Raw genomic sequence first — 18429 nt, 5'->3', positions numbered from 1 at the left:
CGACGATGGATCTGTCTTCTCTCGCAAGGGAACGCCACCCCTTCCCAAACACCCTGCCGCCCTGTCTACTCCGGCCATGGCCTTCACGCTTCGCCAGCTCCAGTTCTTCGTCGCCGTCGCCGAGCAGGGCACGATCTCGCGCGCGGCGCAGAACCTGTCGATCTCGCAGTCGTCGGTCACCGAGGCGATCAAGGAACTGGAGGGCGATCTCGGCGTCGAGCTGTTCGAGCGCCATCCGCGCGGGCTCAACATCACCCACAAGGGCCACCAGTTCCTGCGCCACGCCACCAAGATCCTGGCCGACGTGTCCGACGCGCGGCGTACCTTCTTCGGCGGGCAGGCAACCGCCACCGGGCAGCTCAAGCTCGGCGTCACCTCGCTGGTGGCTGGCTACGTGCTGTCCGACCTGCTGGCGCGCTACCGCCGCGCCCATCCTGCGGTCGAGATCTCGGCGATCGAGGACAATGGCGACTACCTCGAGCACCTTCTTGTCGGCGGCAAGCTCGACCTCGCCGTCATGGTCACCTCCAATTTGCGCGACCGCATGGCGCTGCAGTCGGAAATCCTGGAGGTCTCCGCCTATCGCCTGTGGCTGCCGCTTGGCCATCCGCTGGCGTCTGCCGAGATCATCGGCGTCGGCGACATCGCGTCCGAGCCGCTGATCATGCTCTCGGTCGATGAAATCGAGGAGAACACCGGCAAGCTGCTTTCGGCCATCGGCGCCAAGCCGCATGTGGCCTTCCGTACGCGCTCGGTCGAAGCGGTGCGTTCGCTGGTGGCGACCGGGGCAGGGGTGGCACTGCTGCCCGACCTCGTCTACCGGCCGTGGTCGCTCGAAGGCGACCGGATCGAATCCCGCGACGTCTCCGGCTCGCTGCCGGTGGTGCAGGTCGGCATGGTGTGGCGGCGCGGCTCGTCGCTGCCGGCGGCGGCGCGCGATTTCATCGGCATCGCCCAGGCGCAACGGACAGTCCGCCAAAGGCTTTGACGTGCCCGTTAGATATCGGAAAAACCGATATCACCCATCTTTCGAATGAAATTGCGAAACCTGCGCTTTCGCCGCACCTTTCGTTCCAGGACAACACCGCCGATGGGAGAGCGGTTCCTGCACATGGGAGGATCGAGATGAAGGCACTTCTGAAGTCCTGCACGGCAATCGCCTTGGCCTGCAGCTTTTCCGGCCAGGCTGTTGCGCAGGTCAAGGAAATCGGCGCCGGCGAGGGCCAGGTCAACATCATCGCCTGGCCGGGCTACATCGAGCGCGGCGAGACCGACAAGAATTACGACTGGGTCAGCGATTTCGAGAAGGCGTCGGGCTGCAAGGTCAACGTCAAGACAGCCGCGACCTCAGATGAAATGGTGGCGCTGATGAACGAGGGCGGTTTCGACCTCGTCACTGCCTCGGGCGACGCCTCGCTCCGCCTCGTTGCCGGCAAGCGCGTCCAGCCGATAAACACCGAACTGGTCAAGAGCTGGTCGACCGTCGACGATCGCCTCAAGGATGCGCCGTGGTTCACGGTCGACGGCCAGCACTACGGCGTGCCCTACCAGTGGGGCCCGAACGTGTTGATGTACAACACCAATGTCTTCAAGGAAGCGCCCAAGAGCTGGAACGTCGTGTTCGAGGCGATGGACCTGCCCGACGGCAAGCCCAACAAGGGCCGCGTCCAGGCCTATGACGGCCCGATCCACATCGCCGACGCCGCCAACTACCTGATGGCGCACAAGCCCGACCTCGGCATCAAGGATCCCTACGAACTCAACGAAGACCAGTACAAGGCAGCGCTCGACCTGCTGCGCGTCCAGCGCACGCTGGCCGGCCGCTACTGGCACGATGCCATGATCCAGGTCGACGACTTCAAGAATGAAGGCGTCGTCGCTTCCGGCTCGTGGCCGTTCCAGGTCAACCTGCTCAAGTCGGAAAAGCAGCCGATCGCCTCGACCATTCCGGAAGAGGGTGCCACGGGCTGGGCCGACACGACGATGATGCATGTCGAGGCGGCCAACCCGAACTGCGCCTACATGTGGCTCGAGCACTCGCTGAACCCCAAGCTGCAGGGCGATCTCGCCTCCTGGTTCGGTTCGAATCCGGCAGTGCCCGCCGCCTGCAAGGGCAACGCGCTGCTCACCGACGAAGGTTGCAAGACCAACGGCTTCGAGGACTTCGCCAAGATCAAGTTCTGGAAGACGCCGGTGTCGAAATGCGCCAGCCAGAACGACCAGTGCGTGCCCTACTATCGCTGGGTGTCGGACTATATCGGCGTGATCGGCGGCCGCTGAGGTTCTTACCCTCCCCCTTGTGGGGAGGGTCGACGCGCAGCGTCGGGGTGGGGCTGCTGACGCGCGTCCACCAACCCCACCCGCGCCTTCGGCGCGACCTCCCCACAAGGGGGAGGTGGGCCGCGACCGCGGCCGTGCCAGCCTGCCTGAATTGCAGGCAAGTTACTCGATTTTCTAAGGTCGAAAGCACAATGACCCCAGCAGTCGCCTTTCAGAAGACCTCCCGCCACTTCGGCGCGGTGCGCGCGGTCGATGCCGTCGACCTCGAGATCAAGCCCGGCGAGTTCTTCGCCATGCTGGGGCCGTCGGGTTCGGGCAAGACCACATGCCTCAGGCTGATCGCCGGCTTCGAACAGCCGACCTCGGGCAGCATCTCGATCTTCGGCGAACGTGCCGAAGGCGTGCCGCCCTACCGGCGCAACGTCAACACGGTGTTCCAGGACTACGCGCTGTTTCCGCATCTCAACGTGCTCGACAATGTCGCCTACGGCCTGATGGTCAAGGGCGTCGGCAAGGACGAGCGCCACCGCGCCGCCGAGGATGCGCTCAGGCTGGTGCAACTGCCGGGTTATGGCGGGCGCAAGCCGGGCCAACTGTCGGGCGGTCAGCGGCAGCGCGTGGCGCTGGCCCGTGCGCTGGTCAACAAGCCCAAGGTGCTGCTGCTCGACGAGCCGCTCGGCGCGCTCGACCTCAAGCTGCGCGAGAGCATGCAGGAAGAGCTCAAGCAATTGCAGAAGGCGCTCGGAATCACCTTCGTCTTCGTCACCCACGACCAGGGCGAGGCGCTGTCGATGGCCGACCGTGTCGCCGTCTTCAACGACGGCCGCATCATGCAGGTCGGTGCGCCGGAGGAGATCTACCAGCGGCCAGCGTCGCGCTTCGTCGCCGATTTCGTCGGCTCGTCCAACGTGCTGCCGCCCGATTTCGTCCAGCGCCATGCCGGCCAGCGTCGCTGGGGCAGCCTCAGGCCGGAGCAGATCCGGGTCGGCCGAGACAAGAGCGGCGACGGCGTCGCCGCTCGCGTGCTGTCCCGCCATTATCTCGGCGCCGCCACCAAGCTGGCGCTCGATGTCGAGGGATTGAGGCTGCACGCCACGGTGCCCTCGGGCACGGCGGTGCCCGAGGATGGCGAGCACGTCGTGCTCAGTTTCAACCGCGACCAGCTCCACCTGATGGAGGAGCAGGCATGAGCGTCCAGGCCGTCACCGGGACGTCCGACGTGACTGCTATCCTGCCGAGGCGCGGCGGTTTCGCCGGCTCGCTGTCGGACCTGTTGTGGCGCCGGCCGGGCCTGCTGCTGTTCGTCATGCTAGCGCCGCCGCTGCTCTGGCTCGGCGTCGTCTATATCGGCTCGCTGATCGCGCTTTTGGCACAGAGCTTCTTTTCGATCGACGAATTCTCCGGGCTGATCAGCCGCGAGCTGACGCTCAAGACCTATGGCGACCTGTTCCAGCCGGCCAATCTCGACATCATCATCCGCACGGTGACGATGGCGGCGATGGTTACGCTGGCCTCGGCGGTCGTCGCGTTTCCCATCGCCTACTATGCGGCGCGCTATGCCCGCGGCAAATGGAAGGCGCTGTTCTATCTCGGTGTCATGCTGCCCTTGTGGTCGAGCTACCTGGTCAAGGTTTATGCCTGGAAGCTGATCCTCGCCAAGGAAGGCATCCTGACCTGGCTGTTCGCCAAGCTGCATCTGTCGTGGCTGCTCGACAGCTGGCTGTCGCTGCCCGTCGTCGGCGGCAACTCGCTGTCGGTTTCATTCACCGGCACTTTCATCGTCTTCGTCTACGTCTGGTTGCCGTTCATGATCCTGCCGATCCAGGCCGCGCTCGAACGCGTGCCCGGCAATCTGGTCGAGGCGTCGTCCGACCTTGGCGCGTCGCCGGGACAGACGTTCCGCAACGTGCTGTTCCCGCTGGCGCTGCCCGGAATCGTCGCCGGCTCGATCTTCACCTTCTCGCTGACGCTCGGCGACTACATCATCCCGCAGATCATCGGCACGTCGCGGCTGTTCATCGGCCAGGCCGTCTATGCCCAGCAGGGCACCGCCGGCAACATCCCGCTCGCCGCCGCCTTCACCGTGGTGCCCATCGTCATCATGGGCTTTTATCTCTGGGGCGCCAAACGCATGGGGGCCTTCGATGCGCTGTGATGTAGTAGGTCGGCGCTGCCGCGACCAAGCGCCCCCCACCCCTAACCCCTCCCCACAAGGGGGAGGGGGATCTCGTCAGCGTTGTCGTGGTTCTGGTGGAGCCTCGCGAAGTGGGTATCGGATTGCGATATTTGCGCCGGAATCCCCCTCCCCCTTGTGGGGAGGGGGTAATCCAGCGCGGAGAGGGATCCGGCACAATGCGCTCTGACCGTTCGCAATCGGCCCCGCGCGGGCTGAAGATCGCAGCCGCTGCCGGCCTTGCCTTCCTGCACCTGCCGATCCTGCTCATCTTCGTCTACGCCTTCACCACCGAGGAAAAGAGCTACCAGTGGCCGCCGCCCGGGCTGACGACGCAATGGTTCGCGGCCACCTGGGCGCGACCCGATGTCTGGCAGGCGCTTGGGCTTTCGGTGCAGGTGGCGGCGATCTCGACGGCGATCGCGCTCGTGCTCGGCACGCTGTGCGCCGCCGCCGTCAGCCAGACGCGCTTTTTCGGCCGCGAGGCGATCTCGCTGCTGGTCATCCTGCCCATCGCGCTGCCCGGCATCATCACCGGCATCGCCTTGCGCTCGGCCTTCAGCCTGGCGGAAATCCCGTTCTCGTTCTGGACGATCGTGCTGGGACACGCGACCTTCTGCGTTGTCGTCGTCTACAACAATGCGGTGGCGCGGTTCCGCCGAACGTCGGGCTCGCTGATCGAGGCGTCGATGGACCTCGGCGCCGACGGCTTCCAGACCTTCAGGCACGTGATCCTGCCCAATATCGGCACGGCACTTCTGGCCGGTGGCATGCTCGCCTTTGCGCTGTCGTTCGACGAGGTCATCGTCACCACCTTCACCGCCGGGCAGCAGCAGACGCTGCCGATCTGGATGCTGGAGGAACTGGTGCGGCCGCGCCAGCGCCCGGTCACAAACGTGGTCGCCATGGTCGTGGTTCTCGCGACCCTGCTGCCCATCCTCGCCGCCTACTACCTGACCCGCGAAGGCGACCAGATCGCCGGGGCGGGGAAATGAAAACAGCGAATAGGGAGTAGCGAATAGCGAACAGGGCTCAACGGAAAACAACCTCTATTCGCTATTCGCTACTCCCTATTCGCTCTCTTGAGACACACAGGGAGAGCTTACATGGACACCCAAATGCTGATCGGCTCGAAGTTCGAGCGCGGAACCGAGACGGAAGAAGCGATCCTCAACCCGCGCACCGGCGAGACGATCCTGAGCCTGCCGGAGGCCTCGCCGGCGCAGATCGAGGCAGCGGTTGCGGCGGCACAGGCGGCGTTCGTGACCTGGTCGAAGACCACGCCGGCGCAGCGCTCGGGCTACCTGCTCAAGATCGCCGACCGCATTGAGGCGGAGGCGGAAGGTTTCGCCAGGCTCGAGGCGCTCAATTGCGGCAAGCCGATCAACGCCGTGCTCAATGACGAGATCCCGGCCATTGTCGACTGCTACCGCTTCTTCGCCGGTGCGGTGCGCTCGATGCCCGGTCTGGTGGCGGGCGAATACCTGCCCGGCCATACCTCGATGATCAGGCGCGACCCGGTCGGCATCGTCGCCTCCATCGCGCCGTGGAACTATCCGCTGATGATGATGGCGTGGAAGCTGGCACCGGCGATCGCGGGCGGCAATACGGTCGTCTTCAAGCCTTCCGAGCAGACGCCGCTGACGGCGCTGAAGCTGGCGAAGATCCTTGCCGACGTGCTGCCCGAAGGCGTGGTCAATGTCGTGCTCGGCCGCGGCGAGAGCGTCGGCAATACGCTGATCAATCATGCTGCGGTCAGCATGATCTCGATCACCGGCGACGTTGCCACCGGCAAGAAGGTGCTGCAGGCGGCGGCCAAGTCGGTCAAGCGCACCCATCTCGAACTCGGCGGCAAGGCGCCGGTCATCGTCTTCGACGACGCCGACATCGATGCGGTGGTCTCCGGCCTGCGCGCCTTCGGCTACTACAATGCCGGGCAGGATTGCACCGCAGCCTGCCGCATCTATGCCGGCAGACGCGTCTACGACAAGCTCGTCGCTGATCTGTCGTCGGCGGTGTCGACAATTCGCTTCGGCCAGGCAGACGACACCGAAAACGAGATCGGGCCGTTGATCTCAAGGCGCCAGCGCGACCGCGTCGCCTCCTTCGTCGAGCGCGCCTCGGAGCTCAAGCACATCGAGATCACCACCGGCGGCAAGCCGGGCGAGGGCGGCGGTTTCTACTACCAGCCGACTGTCGTTGCCGGCGCACTCCAGGAAGACGAGATCGTGCGTCGCGAGGTGTTTGGGCCTGTCGTGTCGGTGACGCGCTTCTCCGACGTCGACGAGGCGGTGAACTGGGCCAACGACAGCGACTACGGCCTGGCATCGTCGGTGTGGACCAAGGACATCTCGCGCGGCATGTCGACGGCGGCGCGGCTGCAATATGGCTGTACCTGGATCAACACGCACTTCATGCTGACCAACGAGATGCCGCATGGCGGCCTCAAGCAATCAGGCTACGGCAAGGACATGTCGGTCTATGCGCTGGAGGATTACACCGCCGTGCGCCACGTGATGATCGCGCATGGATGAGCCCGACGCCCTTGCCTTCCCCCCTTGTGGGAGAAGGTGCCCCGAAGGGGCGGATGAGGGGTGTTGGAAGGAATGAAGAGGCTCAATGGGGAGCGACAAGACGTCCTCGGATGTCGCACTCCTGCCAACACCCCTCATCCGACCTCACTTCGCTCGGCCACCTTCTCCCACAAGGGGAGAAGGGAAGGTCGTTCAACTCGGGAGGAAAAGACATGCATCGCCGTCAGTTTCTCGCATCTGCAGCCGTTGCAGCATTTCTCGCAGCGGTCCCATCCGTTGCGCTGGCGCAGGACACGCCACAGGTCGTGGTCGAGGCCTATCTCGCCGCCTGGAACGCGCATGATTCAGCCAAGGCGGCCGAGCATTTTGCCGACAATGTCACCTATTACGACGCGTCGGTCGGCAAGCCGGTCGAAGGCAAGGACGCTGCCAAGACCGGCGTCATCGACAATTTCCTCAAGGCCGTGCCCGATGCCGTCTGGACGATGAAGGGTGCGCCCGTGGTGCAGGACGACCGCGTGTCGTTCGAATGGGAATTCTCCGGCACCAACAGCGGCGACTGGGCCGATGGCACCAAGGCGACCGGCAAGAAATTCTCGTTCACCGGGGCCTCGATGTTCTCGGTCAAGGACGGCAAGATCGCCAGCCAGAGCGACTATTACGATGCGCTCGGCTTCTACAAGCAACTTGGACTGATTTAGCCGCTCAGGCGAAGCCGTACTGCGTCATCAGCGCCGTCATGCGCTGGGCCGCGAGGTCGGGCTCGTCGAGCACATTGGCTTGGTCGGCGAGGCGGAAGATGTCGGCGTAGTGCAAGGCACCACGCGCCGACTGCATGCCGGCGGGCATGGTGAAATGGCTCTGGTGGCCGTTGAGCCAGGCGAGGAAGACGACGCCGGCCTTGTAATACTGCGTAGGCGCCTCGAAGATTTTCCTCGACAACGGCACCGTCGGTTCGATGGTGTCGCGGAAGGCGGCGAGATCGCCTTTGGCCAAGGCAGCCAGCGCCTTTGACGCCTGCGGTGCCACTGCATCGAAGATGCCGAGCAGGGCGTGGCTGTGCCTTGTGCCGTCGCCCTCGATCAGGGCGGCATAGTTGAAGTCGTCGCCGGTGAAGCAGATCACGCCCTCCGGCAGGCGGCGGCGAAGCTCGATTTCGCAGGCCTGGTCGAGCAGCGAAATCTTGATGCCTTCGACCTTGTCCTTGTGCTCGGCGATGATGGACAGCACCGTTTCCAGCGTCTTCTCGAAGCTGTCGCCGCCCCAATAACCCCTGAGCTCGGCGTCGAACATGTCGCCCAGCCAGTGCAGGACGACCTTGTCCCTGGCCTGGCCGAGCAGGCGGCCATAGACCTTGCGATAGTCGTCAGGGGATTTCGCCACATGGGCGAGTGCGCGGCTGGCCATCATGATGGTGCGGCCGCCGTGCTTCTCGATGAAGCCGAACTGTTCTTCATAGGCCGCGATCACGTCGTCGAGCGACCTGGCATCCCGCTTGGACAGTTGGTCGGTGCCAGCGCCGCAGGCGAGGTCGGCGCCCGGAACCGTCCGCGCCTCGGCCAGCGAGCGCCGGATCAGCTCCTGCGCGCCGGCCCAGTCGAGCCCCATGCCGCGCTGCGAGGTGTCCATCGCCTCGGCGATCCTGAAGCCGAGCGACCAGAGATGATGGCGGAAGGCCATGGTCGCGTCCCAGTCGATGGCCGGCTTGTTCCATGGCATCGAATCCGCCCACGGGTCGGACACCACATGGGCAGCCGCGTAGGCGATGCGGTTGAAGATGGGGGCGTTTGCCGGCCGTTCGGTGGGCGTGCCGACAAGCGTGTAGGTTTCGACCGTGCGGTCCGCTCGCGGAAGTTTCACTGACCTTGCCATGGGTTCCTCCCCTGATCGGCTGCATCTCGTAATTTAGATCGTTCCAAATTTCAAGTCGGAAACTCGCCCGACTGCGCGCAGGTGCCAGCAATATGGGGACGAGGCAATGAATCGAAGGGTTTTCTGGTGCATCTGGCGGGATAAATCGTTTGAAGTGCCGAGATGTGTACAGTTGCGTCATTCCAGGTGCTGTGAATTGCAGGTCCTGCCCGGCGAGGGATAGCCAGCGATTGGGTTCTTCCGCGCTTGACAGTTTGGAACGTTCCAATTATTGGACTCGGAAACGGGAGCCAGAAAGACGCTCCCTCGGGAGGATCGTCTTGAAGCAGCCGAAGGTGACAGTCGTCGATGTTGCGCACGCCGCCGGCGTGTCGAAGTCGACCGTGTCGCTGGTGCTGCAGGGCAGTTCGCTGGTCAACGAGGCGACCCGCGCCAAGGTGGGCGCCGTCATTCGCGAACTCGGTTATGTCTACAACCGCAGTGCCGCCAATCTGCGCCAGTCCAAGTCGAAGATCGTCGGCATCGTCGTCAACGATTTGACCAACAGCTTCTTTGCCGAGCTGGCCGTCGGCATGGACATGGTCATGCAGTCGGCCGGCTACATCCAGTTCATGGCCAATTCGGCCGAGAATGCCGATCGCCAGGCCGAGGTGATCGCCTCGATGCGCGAGCACGGCATGGCCGGCCTGATCCTGTCGCCGGCGCGCGGCACGAGCGCCGCCGACCTGCGGCCGCTGGTCGACAGCGGTATCCCCGTCGTGCTGGTGGCGCGCAACGTGCCGGGGCTCAAGGTTTCGTCGGTCGTTTCCGACGGGCATGCCGGCGCCATGGCCGCCGTGCGCCATCTCATCGACCTCGGGCATCGTCGCATCGCTTTCCTCGGCGGTTTCAACGACACGGCCGTGTTCGACGAGCGCATGCGCGGTTGCCGCGATGCTCTGCTGGAAGCCGGCCTCGGTGCCTCGGATGATCTGGTCATCAGTTCGGCGCCGTCTCGCGCCGGCGGCGTGGCGGCGGTCGAGCGGCTGCTGTCGATGGCCGACCGGCCGACGGCTGCGCTTTGCTTCAACGATGCCGTGGCCTTCGGCGCTTGCGACGGGTTGCGCAGCGCCCGCATCGAGCCGGGTGTCGACTTCGGCGTCATCGGCTTCGACGACGTGATCGAGGCAAAGACGGCGGTGCCGGCGCTGACCACGGTTTCCGTCGATCCGCAGGGCATGGGCCGGCGCGCGGCTCAGCTTTTGCTCAAGCAGATCAATGCAGGACATTTCGAGCCTGAGGCGCTGGTCGCCTCGGCGAGGCTGGTGGTGCGCGAGAGCTGCGGTGCGCCGCAACGGGTCAAGGAGTTGATGGCATGACACGCTGGGGTCTGGTCGGGGCGAGCACCATCGCCAAGGAGTGGGTCATCGGCGCCATCCGCGCGACCGGCGGCGAGGTGGTGTCGGTGATGAGCGCCAATGCCGAGCGCGGACGCGCCTATGCCGAAGCGAACGGCATCGCCAGGTCGGTGACGTCGCTCGAAGAGATCGTCGGCGATGCCGGCATCGACGCCGTCTACATCTCCACCACCAACGAGTTGCATCGCGAGCAGGCGATTGCGGCGGCGAAGGCCGGCAAGCACGTGCTGTGCGAGAAGCCGCTGGCGCTGACCCTCGACGATGCGTTGGCGATGGTGAAGGCAGCGCGCGACGCCGGCGTGGTGATGGGCACCAACCATCACCTGCGCAATGCGGCGAGCCACAGGGCGATGCGCGATGCGATCGCGGCCGGCCGCATCGGCAAGCCGCTGGCGGCGCGCGTGTTTCATGCCGTCTATCTGCCGCCGCACCTGCAGGGCTGGCGCCTCGACAAGCCCCAGGCCGGCGGCGGCGTCATCCTCGACATCACGGTGCATGACGCCGACACGCTGCGCTTTGTGCTCAATGACGATCCGGTCGAGGCAATCGCCTTTAGCCAGAGCGGCGGCATGGGGCAGGCGGGGCTGGAAGACGCCGTGATGGGCGTGCTGCGCTTCAAGTCGGGCGTCATCGCCCAGTTCCACGACGGCTTCACGACCAAGTTCGCCGAGACGGGTTTCGAGGTGCACGGCACCGAGGGCTCGCTGATTGCGAAGAACGTTATGACGCAGAAACCGGTCGGATCGGTGGTGCTGCGCAATGCCGAGGGCGAACACGCGCTCGAGCTCGACCAGCGCAATCTCTACCAGGCCGGCTTGCAGTCGTTCCATGATGCTGTGGCCGGCAAGGGCAAGCCTTCTGCGACGGGCGAGGACGGCGTGTGGTCGCTGGCGACGGGGCTTGCCGTGGTCAAGTCTGCCTCGACCGGCAAGGCCGTCGCCATCGAGGCGGGGCTCTGACCATGGGCAAGCACATCACGCCTGCCCAAGCGGCAAGCCTGATCCCGGACGGTGCAATCGTCTCGGTGTCGTCGTCGAGCGGGCTCGGCTGCCCCGATTTGATGCTGAAGGCGATCGGCGAGCGCTTCGAGGCGACCGGCCATCCGCGCGAGCTGACCACGCTGCACCCCATTGCCGCCGGCGACATGAGCGGCATCAGGGGCGTCGACCACATCGCCAAAAAGGGCCTGCTGAAGAAGATCATCGGCGGCTCCTATCCCTCGGGTCCGTCGAGTGCCGAGCCGCCGCTGATCTGGCAGATGATCGGCAACGAGGAGGTCGCGGCCTACAACGTTCCCTCGGGGATCATGTTCGACATGCACCGCGAGGCAGCGGCCAAGCGGCCGGGCGTGATGACCAAGGTCGGGCTCGACACGTTCGTCGATCCGGAGCGGCAGGGCTGTGCGATGAATGCGCGCGCCGCGGCAGAACCGCTGGTCAGAAAGGTCAGTTTCGAGGGCGAGGACTGGCTGTTCTTCCCCTCGATCAAGCCGCAGGTGGCGATCATCCGGGCGACGACGGCGGACGAGCGCGGCAACCTGACCTACGAGCATGAGGGCGCCTATCTCGGCGGGCTCGACCAGGCCTTGGCTGCCCGCAACAATGGCGGCATCGTCATCGCCCAGGTCAAGCGCATCACCAAGGACGGCTCGCTTCGTCCCCATGACGTGCGGGTGCCCGGCATGCTGGTCGACTACATCGTCGTCGACCCCGAGCAGAAGCAGACGACGCAGACGGCCTACGACCCGGCGATCTCGGGTGAGATCATGCGGCCGCTCGACAGTTTTCGCGTGCCCGAATTCAATATCCAGAAGGTCATCGCGCGCCGCGTGGCGCAGGAGCTTGAGGCGGGCAGTGCGGTTAATCTCGGCTTCGGCATCTCGGCCAACGTGCCGCGCATCCTGCTCGAAGAGGGACTGCATGGCGACGTCACCTGGGTGATCGAGCAAGGTGCGGTCGGCGGCGTGCCGCTGCTCGACTTCGCCTTCGGCTGCGCGTCGAATGCCGACGCCTTCATGCCGTCGCCCTACCAGTTCACCTATTTCCAGGGCGCGGGCTTCGATGCCTCGCTGCTGTCGTTCCTTGAGATCGACCGCAGCGGCTCGGTCAACGTCTCCAAGCTTAGCTTCCGGCCGCATGTGACGGCGGGGGCGGGCGGCTTCGTCGACATCACGGCGCGGGCGAAGAAGATCGTGTTTTCCGGCATGTTCAATGCCGGCGCCAGGCTCGGCATCGAGGCCGGCAAGCTGGTGGTCGAGAAGGAAGGCAAGCTCAAGAAGCTGGTCAACGAGGTCGAGCACGTCACCTTCTCGGGCCGCCGCGGCGTCGAGCAGGGCCAGGACATCACCTATGTCACCGAGCGCTGCGTCATGAAGCTGGTGCCCGAGGGAATCGTGCTGACCGAGATCGCGCCCGGGGTCGAGCTGCAGGCGCATATTCTTGATCAATCCGAGTTTCCGCTGATCGTTTCCGACAAGCTCAAGCAGATGGATGCTGCGTTGTTCGCCGAGGCACCGATCGGCCTCAAGCTGCCGCGCAAGCCGGTGCGCAAGCTGGAGGTCGTCCATGGCTGACCAGCGCATCAAGGTCGAATTCGACGGGCAGATTGCGGTCATCACGGCGGCCCGGCCGGACAAGCTCAACGCCTTCGACATCGACATGCTGAAGGCGCTGTCGGCAGCCTGCGACGAGGTCGAGGCCAATGCGGAGATCCGCGTCGCCATCCTCACCGGCGAGGGCAAGGCATTCTCGGCCGGAGGCGACATCAAGGCCTGGGGCGGCATGACGGCAAACGAGTTCGGCCATGCCTGGGTGCGCTTCGGCCATCGTGTGTTCGAGCGCCTGGCGACTTTGCGCGTGCCGCTGATCGCCGCGATCAACGGCCATGCGCTGGGCGGCGGGCTGGAGCTGGCGATCGCCGCCGACATCCGCATCGCCGAGCGCCAAGTGAAGCTCGGCCTGCCGGAGACCGGGCTCGGCATGGTGCCGGGCTGGTCGGGCACGCAGCGGCTGGTGCGCCGAACCAGTGCGCAAGTGGTGCGGCGCATGGCGCTGGGCGGCGAGGTGTTTTCCGCCGACGAGGCGGCGGCGCTCGGGCTGGTCGACCATGTGGTCGAGACCGGCGGGGCAGTGGCTGCTGCGCGCGACTATGCGGCGCGGATCGCGGTCCGCGGTCCAGCGGCAGTCGAGGTCGCAAAACTGATGATCGCGACCGCCAGCGGCGAAGACAATGGCACCGCCGTCGAGGCGCTCGGCTCGATCCTCGTGGCCAAGACCGGCGACCTCAAGGAAGGGCTTGCGGCTTTCAGCGAGAAGCGTGCCGCCAAATTTGCAGGAGAATGGTGATGACGGTCCTGATGCGCCCCAAGCCGCTCGACGGCTTCAAGGTCCGCGAGTTCCAGATGCTGATCGACGGCAAATGGACCGCAGGTGCCGAAGGCAGGACCATCGAGCGCGCCAGCCCCGGCCATGGCGCTGTGGTCAGCCGCTATCAGGCCGCGACCGCCGTGGACGCGAACCGCGCCATCGCGTCGGCGCGCAAGGCCTTCGACGACGGCCACTGGTCGCGCATGACCGGCGCCGAGCGCTCGCGCATCCTGCTGCGCGCCGCCGACATCATCGACGAACGTGCCGACGAACTCGCCTTCCTCGACTGCATCGAATCCGGCAAGCCGATCTCGCAGGCCAAGGGCGAACTCGGCGGCGCTTCCGACATCTGGCGCTATGCCGCGGCGCTCGCCCGCGACTTGCATGGCGAAAGCTACAACACCCTGGGCGACGGCACGCTGGGCGTGGTGCTGCGCGAAGCGGTCGGCGTGGTGTCGATCATCACGCCGTGGAATTTCCCGTTCCTGATCGTCAGCCAGAAACTGCCATTTGCGCTCGCCGCAGGCTGCACTGCGGTGGTCAAGCCGTCGGAGCTGACGTCGGGTTCGACGCTGGTGCTGGGCGAAATCCTGGAGACCGCCGGCGTGCCGGCAGGCGTCGTCAACATCATCGTCGGCACCGGCCCGGAAGCGGGCGCACCGCTGACCAGCCACCCCGACATCGACATGGTGTCGTTCACCGGCTCGACCGGCATCGGCAAACTGACCATGGCCAACGCAGCGCAGACGCTGAAGAAGGTATCGCTGGAACTCGGCGGCAAGAACCCGCAGATCGTGTTTCCCGACGCCAATCTCGACGACTTCGTCGATGCGGCGGTGTTCGGCGCCTACTTCAACGCCGGCGAATGCTGCAATGCCGGCTCGCGCCTGATCGTGCATCGCGACTTCGCCGACGAGGTGACGGGCCGCGTCGCGGCCCTGTCGGCCAAGGTCAAGGTCGGCGATCCGCTCGACCCGGCGACGCAGGTTGGTGCTATCATCACGCCGCAGCATCTTGCGAAGATCGTCACTTACGTGAAAGGTGCGAGCGCGAACGGCGCGAATGTCGCCATCGGCGGGTCTGCCGCCGATCTCGGCCTCGGCCAGTTCATGGAGCCGACGATCCTGTCGTCGGTCGCCCCCGACATGGCGGTGGCGAAAGAGGAGGTGTTCGGACCGGTGCTTTCGGTGCTTGCCTTCGAGACCACGGACGAGGCGATCCGCATCGCCAATTCGATCGACTATGGCCTGTCGGCGGGCGTGTGGAGCCGCGACTTCGACACCTGCCTGACGGTCGGGCGGAAAGTCCGCGCGGGCACCGTCTGGATGAACACCTTCATGGACGGCGCCTCGGAGCTGCCCTTCGGCGGCTACCGCCAGTCGGGCATCGGCCGCGAACTCGGCCGCCACGCGGTCGAGGACTACACCGAGACCAAGACGCTAAACATGCATATCGGACCGCGCACCGGCCACTGGATGCCGAAGGAGGCGCGGACCTGAGGAGGAATTCCCCGAGGCGGGGCCAAGGGGAACTTATGTCACGCAATGATGCGTGAGGAACTTGCAACCCGGGAGGAACTGGAATGCGTAAGTTTTTGATGAGTACGGCAGCTGTTGCGGCACTGTTTGCCGCGCCGATGCCGATGGCGCATGCCGAGGAAAGCGTCGAAGTGCTGCACTGGTGGACGTCGGGTGGTGAGGCTGCCGCCCTCGACGTTCTCAAGAAGAACCTCGAAAGCCAGGGCGTGACCTGGAAGGACATGCCGGTGGCCGGCGGCGGCGGTGAAGCGGCGATGACCGCGCTGCGCGCCCGCGTCACCGCAGGCGATCCGCCCACCGCCGTGCAGGCGCTTGGATTCGACATCACCGACTGGGCCAACCAGGGCGTCGTCGGCGATCTCGGCGAAGTGGCCGACAAGGAAGGCTGGGACAAGGTCGTTCCGGCGGCGCTGCAGAACTTCGCCAAGCATGACGGCAAGTGGATCGCAGCACCGGTCAACGTGCACTCGACCAACTGGGTCTGGATCTCCAAGAAAGCGCTCGATGCTGCCGGCGGCAAGGCGCCCGAGACCTGGGACGAACTGGTCGCCGTGCTCGACAAGATGCAGGCCAACGGCATCACGCCGCTCGGCCATGGCGGCCAGGCGTGGCAGGATGCCACCATCTTCGACGCCGTCGTGCTGTCGCTCGGCACCGACTTCTACAAGTCGTCGATGATCGACCTCGACCCGGCGGCGCTGGGCGGCGACAAGATGGTCGAGGCCTTCGACCGCATGACCAAGCTCAAGAGCTATGTCGACAAGGACTTCTCAGGCCGCGACTGGAACCTTGCCTCGGCGATGGTCATCGAGGGCAAGGCCGGCATGCAGATGATGGGCGACTGGGCCAAGGGCGAGTTCCTGAAGGCCGGCCAGAAGCCGGGCACCGACTTCGTCTGCATCCGCTTCCCCGGCACGCAGGGCGCCGTCACCTTCAACTCGGACATGTTCATGATGTTCAAGGTCGGCGACGACAAGAAGAAGGCGCAGCTGCAGATGGCTGCCGACATCGAGGACCCGGCCTTCCAGTCGTCGTTCAACGTGGTCAAGGGCTCGGTGCCGGCGCGCACCGACGTGCCGGACACCGCCTTCGACGATTGCGGCAAGAAGGGCATCAAGGATCTGGCCGAGGCCAGCTCCGGCGGCAAGCTGTTCGGCTCGATGGCCCATGGCTATGCCGCACCGGCGGCGGTGAAGAACGCGCTCTACGACGTCGTCACCCGCCACTTCAACGGCGAGCTCGACTCCAAGGCTGCCGCCACGGCGCTGGCCGAAGCGGTTGCCGCTGCCAAGGGCTGAGACGTCGCCAAACTGCCCCTCACCCTTACCCTCTCCCCGTGAACAACGGGGAGAGGGGGCATCAACGCCGGAGCCTACTCCTTCTCCCCGTCTTTCACGGGGAGAAGGTCCGGCCCTTCGATGAACTCAGGGCGGATGAGGGGCGGCGCTACCAGGGAATGATTGGAGATCGACGCATGGCCGAACTCACCACGACCGCACCCCGCGCGGTAACGAACCCGCGCGCGACGCTGCAGGACCTGCTGCCGAAGATCGTCCTGGCGCCGAGCTTCGCGTTGATCCTCATCTTCGTCTACGGCTTCATCATCTTCACGGCATTCCTGTCGTTTTCCGGTTCGAAGCTGTTGCCCGACTTTTCGACCTGGGTCGGCCTGAACAACTATGTCAGGCTGTTCAACCATCCCAACTGGATCACGGCGCTGAAGAACCTTGCCATCTTCTCGGTGCTGTACATCGTCATCTGCAGCTTCATCGGACTGGCGCTGGCGATCTTCCTCGACCAGAAGATCCGCGGCGAGGGTTTCCTCAGGCCGATCTATCTCTACCCCATGGCACTGTCCTTCATCGTCACCGGCGTGGCGTGGAAATGGTTCCTCGACCCCGGCATCGGCCTCGAGCACGTGATGCAGTCATGGGGCTGGGAGAGCTTCTCGTTCCGTTGGATCAAGGAGGGCCAGATGGCGATCTACACCATCGTCATCGCGGCGGTTTGGCAGTCGTCCGGCTTCGTCATGGCGATGTTCCTCGCCGGCCTGCGCGGCGTCGACAACGAGATCATCAAGGCGGCCCAGATCGACGGCGCCTCGACGCTGACCATCTACCGCCGGATCATCATCCCGCTGATGCGGCCGGTGTTCCTGTCGGCCTTCGTGGTGCTCGCCCATCTCGCCATCAAGTCCTACGACCTGGTGGTGGCGATGACCGACGGCGGACCCGGCACCGCAACGTGGACGCCGGCGCTGTTCATGCAGAAATTCACCTTCGGCCGCAACGAAATGGGCATGGGTGCCGCGTCCGCGATCATCATGATGATGATGATCTTCGCCATCATCGTGCCCTATCTCTACTCCGAACTCGGGGGGAAGAAGAAATGAGCGCCGCTTCCCAGGACGTCGCCACCCGCAACGGCATCTTCGCCCGCGCGCTGATCTATGCCGTGCTCATCCTGTTTGCGGTCTACTACCTGCTGCCACTCTACGTGATGGTCGTCAACTCGCTGAAGCCGCTGGACGAGATCCGCCAGGGCAACATGCTGGCGCTGCCGCAGCAATGGACCATCGCGCCCTGGCTGTCGGCATGGTCGACTGCGCAGATCGGCGTGCAGCCGACGGGCCTGAAGCCGTATTTCCTGAACTCGGTGATGATGGTCGTGCCGGCGGTGGCGCTGTCGACGATTCTCGGTGCGCTCAACGGCTATGTGCTGACCAAATGGCGCTTCAAGGGCGACAACATCGTCTTCGGGTTGATGCTGCTTGCCTGCTTCATCCCGTTCCAGATCGTGCTGATCCCGTCGGCGCGCATCCTCGGCATGACCGGGCTTGCCGGCACCATCACGGGGCTGGTGCTGATCCACGCCATCTACGGCCTCGGCTTCACCACGCTGTTCTTCCGCAATTACTACGAGGCGTTCCCGACCGAACTGGTGCGGGCGGCGCAGATCGACGGTGCCAGCTTCTTCCAGATCTTCCGGCGCATCCTGCTGCCGTCGTCGGGCCCGATCATCGTCGTCACCGTCATCTGGCAGTTCACCAACATCTGGAACGACTTCCTGTTCGGGTCGTCATTCTCGGGCTTCAACTCGATCCCGCTCACGGTGGCGCTGAACAACCTCGTCAATTCGTCGACCGGCGTGAAGGAATACAACGTCCACTTCGCCGGGGCGATCCTCGCCGCCCTGCCCACCCTCATCGTCTACATCGTCTCCGGACGCTACTTCGTGCGCGGCCTGATGGCCGGCGCGGTCAAGGGGTAA

General features: G+C 65.0%; 16 protein-coding genes. 15 read left to right on the top strand and 1 reads right to left on the bottom strand.

The annotated features are described in order from the left end of the window. Positions 1–76: 76 nt before the first annotated feature. From GGR00_RS14970 to GGR00_RS14940, 7 genes are all read left to right on the top strand, one after another. The gene (locus tag GGR00_RS14970) at positions 77–988 is read left to right on the top strand and encodes a LysR family transcriptional regulator (RefSeq protein WP_055979803.1); all 912 of its coding nucleotides are present in this window, start codon (positions 77–79) and stop codon (positions 986–988) included. Positions 989–1125: 137 nt separating this feature from the next. Next, positions 1126–2280: an ABC transporter substrate-binding protein gene (locus tag GGR00_RS14965; protein ID WP_184699851.1), complete on the top strand. Its 1155-nt coding sequence runs from the start codon at positions 1126–1128 to the stop codon at positions 2278–2280. 191 nt (positions 2281–2471) lie between these two features. After that, a complete protein-coding gene (locus tag GGR00_RS14960; protein ID WP_184699850.1) occupies positions 2472–3470 on the top strand; it encodes an ABC transporter ATP-binding protein in 999 nt (332 codons plus the stop codon). Continuing rightward, positions 3467–4435 (top strand): ABC transporter permease, encoded by a 969-nt coding sequence (locus tag GGR00_RS14955; RefSeq protein ID WP_184699849.1) that lies wholly within the window; start codon positions 3467–3469, stop codon positions 4433–4435. The genes GGR00_RS14960 and GGR00_RS14955 overlap by 4 nt, the downstream gene beginning before the upstream one ends. 197 nt (positions 4436–4632) lie before the next feature. Then, entirely contained in the window at positions 4633–5448 is an 816-nt protein-coding gene (locus GGR00_RS14950; RefSeq protein ID WP_108607056.1) for an ABC transporter permease, read from the top strand. A gap of 111 nt (positions 5449–5559) precedes the next feature. Then, positions 5560–6987, top strand: coding sequence for a gamma-aminobutyraldehyde dehydrogenase (locus GGR00_RS14945; protein ID WP_055979788.1), 1428 nt, complete (start codon positions 5560–5562; stop codon positions 6985–6987). 212 nt (positions 6988–7199) lie between these two features. Continuing rightward, complete coding sequence (locus GGR00_RS14940; RefSeq protein ID WP_184699848.1) at positions 7200–7688, top strand: ester cyclase; 489 nt, start codon at positions 7200–7202, stop codon at positions 7686–7688. A 4-nt stretch (positions 7689–7692) separates the two neighbouring features. On the opposite strand, the gene GGR00_RS14935 is transcribed toward GGR00_RS14940, so the two are convergent. Further along, positions 7693–8859 (bottom strand): dihydrodipicolinate synthase family protein, encoded by a 1167-nt coding sequence (locus GGR00_RS14935; RefSeq protein ID WP_184699847.1) that lies wholly within the window; start codon positions 8857–8859, stop codon positions 7693–7695. 320 nt (positions 8860–9179) lie between these two features. On the opposite strand from GGR00_RS14935, the gene GGR00_RS14930 reads away from it, so the two are divergent. From GGR00_RS14930 to GGR00_RS14895, 8 genes are all read left to right on the top strand, one after another. Then, on the top strand, positions 9180–10217 hold the full coding sequence (locus GGR00_RS14930) for a LacI family DNA-binding transcriptional regulator (RefSeq protein WP_184699846.1): 1038 nt from the start codon (positions 9180–9182) through the stop codon (positions 10215–10217). Continuing rightward, a complete protein-coding gene (locus GGR00_RS14925; RefSeq protein ID WP_184699845.1) occupies positions 10214–11215 on the top strand; it encodes a Gfo/Idh/MocA family protein in 1002 nt (333 codons plus the stop codon). Before GGR00_RS14930 ends, GGR00_RS14925 begins: the two co-directional genes overlap by 4 nt. A gap of 2 nt (positions 11216–11217) precedes the next feature. Further along, complete coding sequence (locus tag GGR00_RS14920; RefSeq protein ID WP_184699844.1) at positions 11218–12828, top strand: acyl CoA:acetate/3-ketoacid CoA transferase; 1611 nt, start codon at positions 11218–11220, stop codon at positions 12826–12828. Then, positions 12821–13600: an enoyl-CoA hydratase/isomerase family protein gene (locus GGR00_RS14915; protein ID WP_184699843.1), complete on the top strand. Its 780-nt coding sequence runs from the start codon at positions 12821–12823 to the stop codon at positions 13598–13600. The genes GGR00_RS14920 and GGR00_RS14915 overlap by 8 nt, the downstream gene beginning before the upstream one ends. Further along, positions 13600–15120 (top strand): aldehyde dehydrogenase family protein, encoded by a 1521-nt coding sequence (locus GGR00_RS14910; RefSeq protein WP_184699842.1) that lies wholly within the window; start codon positions 13600–13602, stop codon positions 15118–15120. The genes GGR00_RS14915 and GGR00_RS14910 overlap by 1 nt, the downstream gene beginning before the upstream one ends. Before the next feature lie 83 nt (positions 15121–15203). Then, the gene (locus GGR00_RS14905; protein ID WP_055979766.1) at positions 15204–16457 is read left to right on the top strand and encodes an ABC transporter substrate-binding protein; all 1254 of its coding nucleotides are present in this window, start codon (positions 15204–15206) and stop codon (positions 16455–16457) included. A gap of 176 nt (positions 16458–16633) precedes the next feature. Continuing rightward, positions 16634–17551 (top strand): carbohydrate ABC transporter permease, encoded by a 918-nt coding sequence (locus tag GGR00_RS14900; RefSeq protein WP_184699841.1) that lies wholly within the window; start codon positions 16634–16636, stop codon positions 17549–17551. Then, positions 17548–18429, top strand: a complete 882-nt coding sequence (locus GGR00_RS14895; RefSeq protein WP_184699840.1) for a carbohydrate ABC transporter permease — start codon at positions 17548–17550, stop codon at positions 18427–18429. Before GGR00_RS14900 ends, GGR00_RS14895 begins: the two co-directional genes overlap by 4 nt.

The sequence above is a fragment of the Aminobacter aganoensis genome (assembly GCF_014206975.1).
In the GTDB taxonomy this organism is placed as follows: domain Bacteria; phylum Pseudomonadota; class Alphaproteobacteria; order Rhizobiales; family Rhizobiaceae; genus Aminobacter; species Aminobacter aganoensis.
This window is presented reverse-complemented; position numbering and strand designations above follow the sequence as displayed.

What these genes read in the sequence shown, in the direction of transcription:
- GGR00_RS14950 (WP_108607056.1), top strand. Translation starts at nt 4,633, where the DNA reads ATGCGCTCTGACCGTTCGCAATCGGCCCCGCGCGGGCTGAAGATCGCA.
- GGR00_RS14900 (WP_184699841.1), top strand. Translation starts at nt 16,634, where the DNA reads ATGGCCGAACTCACCACGACCGCACCCCGCGCGGTAACGAACCCGCGC.
- GGR00_RS14945 (WP_055979788.1), top strand. Translation starts at nt 5,560, where the DNA reads ATGGACACCCAAATGCTGATCGGCTCGAAGTTCGAGCGCGGAACCGAG.
- GGR00_RS14925 (WP_184699845.1), top strand. Translation starts at nt 10,214, where the DNA reads ATGACACGCTGGGGTCTGGTCGGGGCGAGCACCATCGCCAAGGAGTGG.
- GGR00_RS14965 (WP_184699851.1), top strand. Translation starts at nt 1,126, where the DNA reads ATGAAGGCACTTCTGAAGTCCTGCACGGCAATCGCCTTGGCCTGCAGC.
- GGR00_RS14940 (WP_184699848.1), top strand. Translation starts at nt 7,200, where the DNA reads ATGCATCGCCGTCAGTTTCTCGCATCTGCAGCCGTTGCAGCATTTCTC.
- GGR00_RS14920 (WP_184699844.1), top strand. Translation starts at nt 11,218, where the DNA reads ATGGGCAAGCACATCACGCCTGCCCAAGCGGCAAGCCTGATCCCGGAC.
- GGR00_RS14970 (WP_055979803.1), top strand. Translation starts at nt 77, where the DNA reads ATGGCCTTCACGCTTCGCCAGCTCCAGTTCTTCGTCGCCGTCGCCGAG.
- GGR00_RS14960 (WP_184699850.1), top strand. Translation starts at nt 2,472, where the DNA reads ATGACCCCAGCAGTCGCCTTTCAGAAGACCTCCCGCCACTTCGGCGCG.
- GGR00_RS14905 (WP_055979766.1), top strand. Translation starts at nt 15,204, where the DNA reads ATGCGTAAGTTTTTGATGAGTACGGCAGCTGTTGCGGCACTGTTTGCC.
- GGR00_RS14955 (WP_184699849.1), top strand. Translation starts at nt 3,467, where the DNA reads ATGAGCGTCCAGGCCGTCACCGGGACGTCCGACGTGACTGCTATCCTG.
- GGR00_RS14935 (WP_184699847.1), bottom strand. Translation starts at nt 8,859, where the DNA reads ATGGCAAGGTCAGTGAAACTTCCGCGAGCGGACCGCACGGTCGAAACC.
- GGR00_RS14910 (WP_184699842.1), top strand. Translation starts at nt 13,600, where the DNA reads ATGACGGTCCTGATGCGCCCCAAGCCGCTCGACGGCTTCAAGGTCCGC.
- GGR00_RS14915 (WP_184699843.1), top strand. Translation starts at nt 12,821, where the DNA reads ATGGCTGACCAGCGCATCAAGGTCGAATTCGACGGGCAGATTGCGGTC.
- GGR00_RS14895 (WP_184699840.1), top strand. Translation starts at nt 17,548, where the DNA reads ATGAGCGCCGCTTCCCAGGACGTCGCCACCCGCAACGGCATCTTCGCC.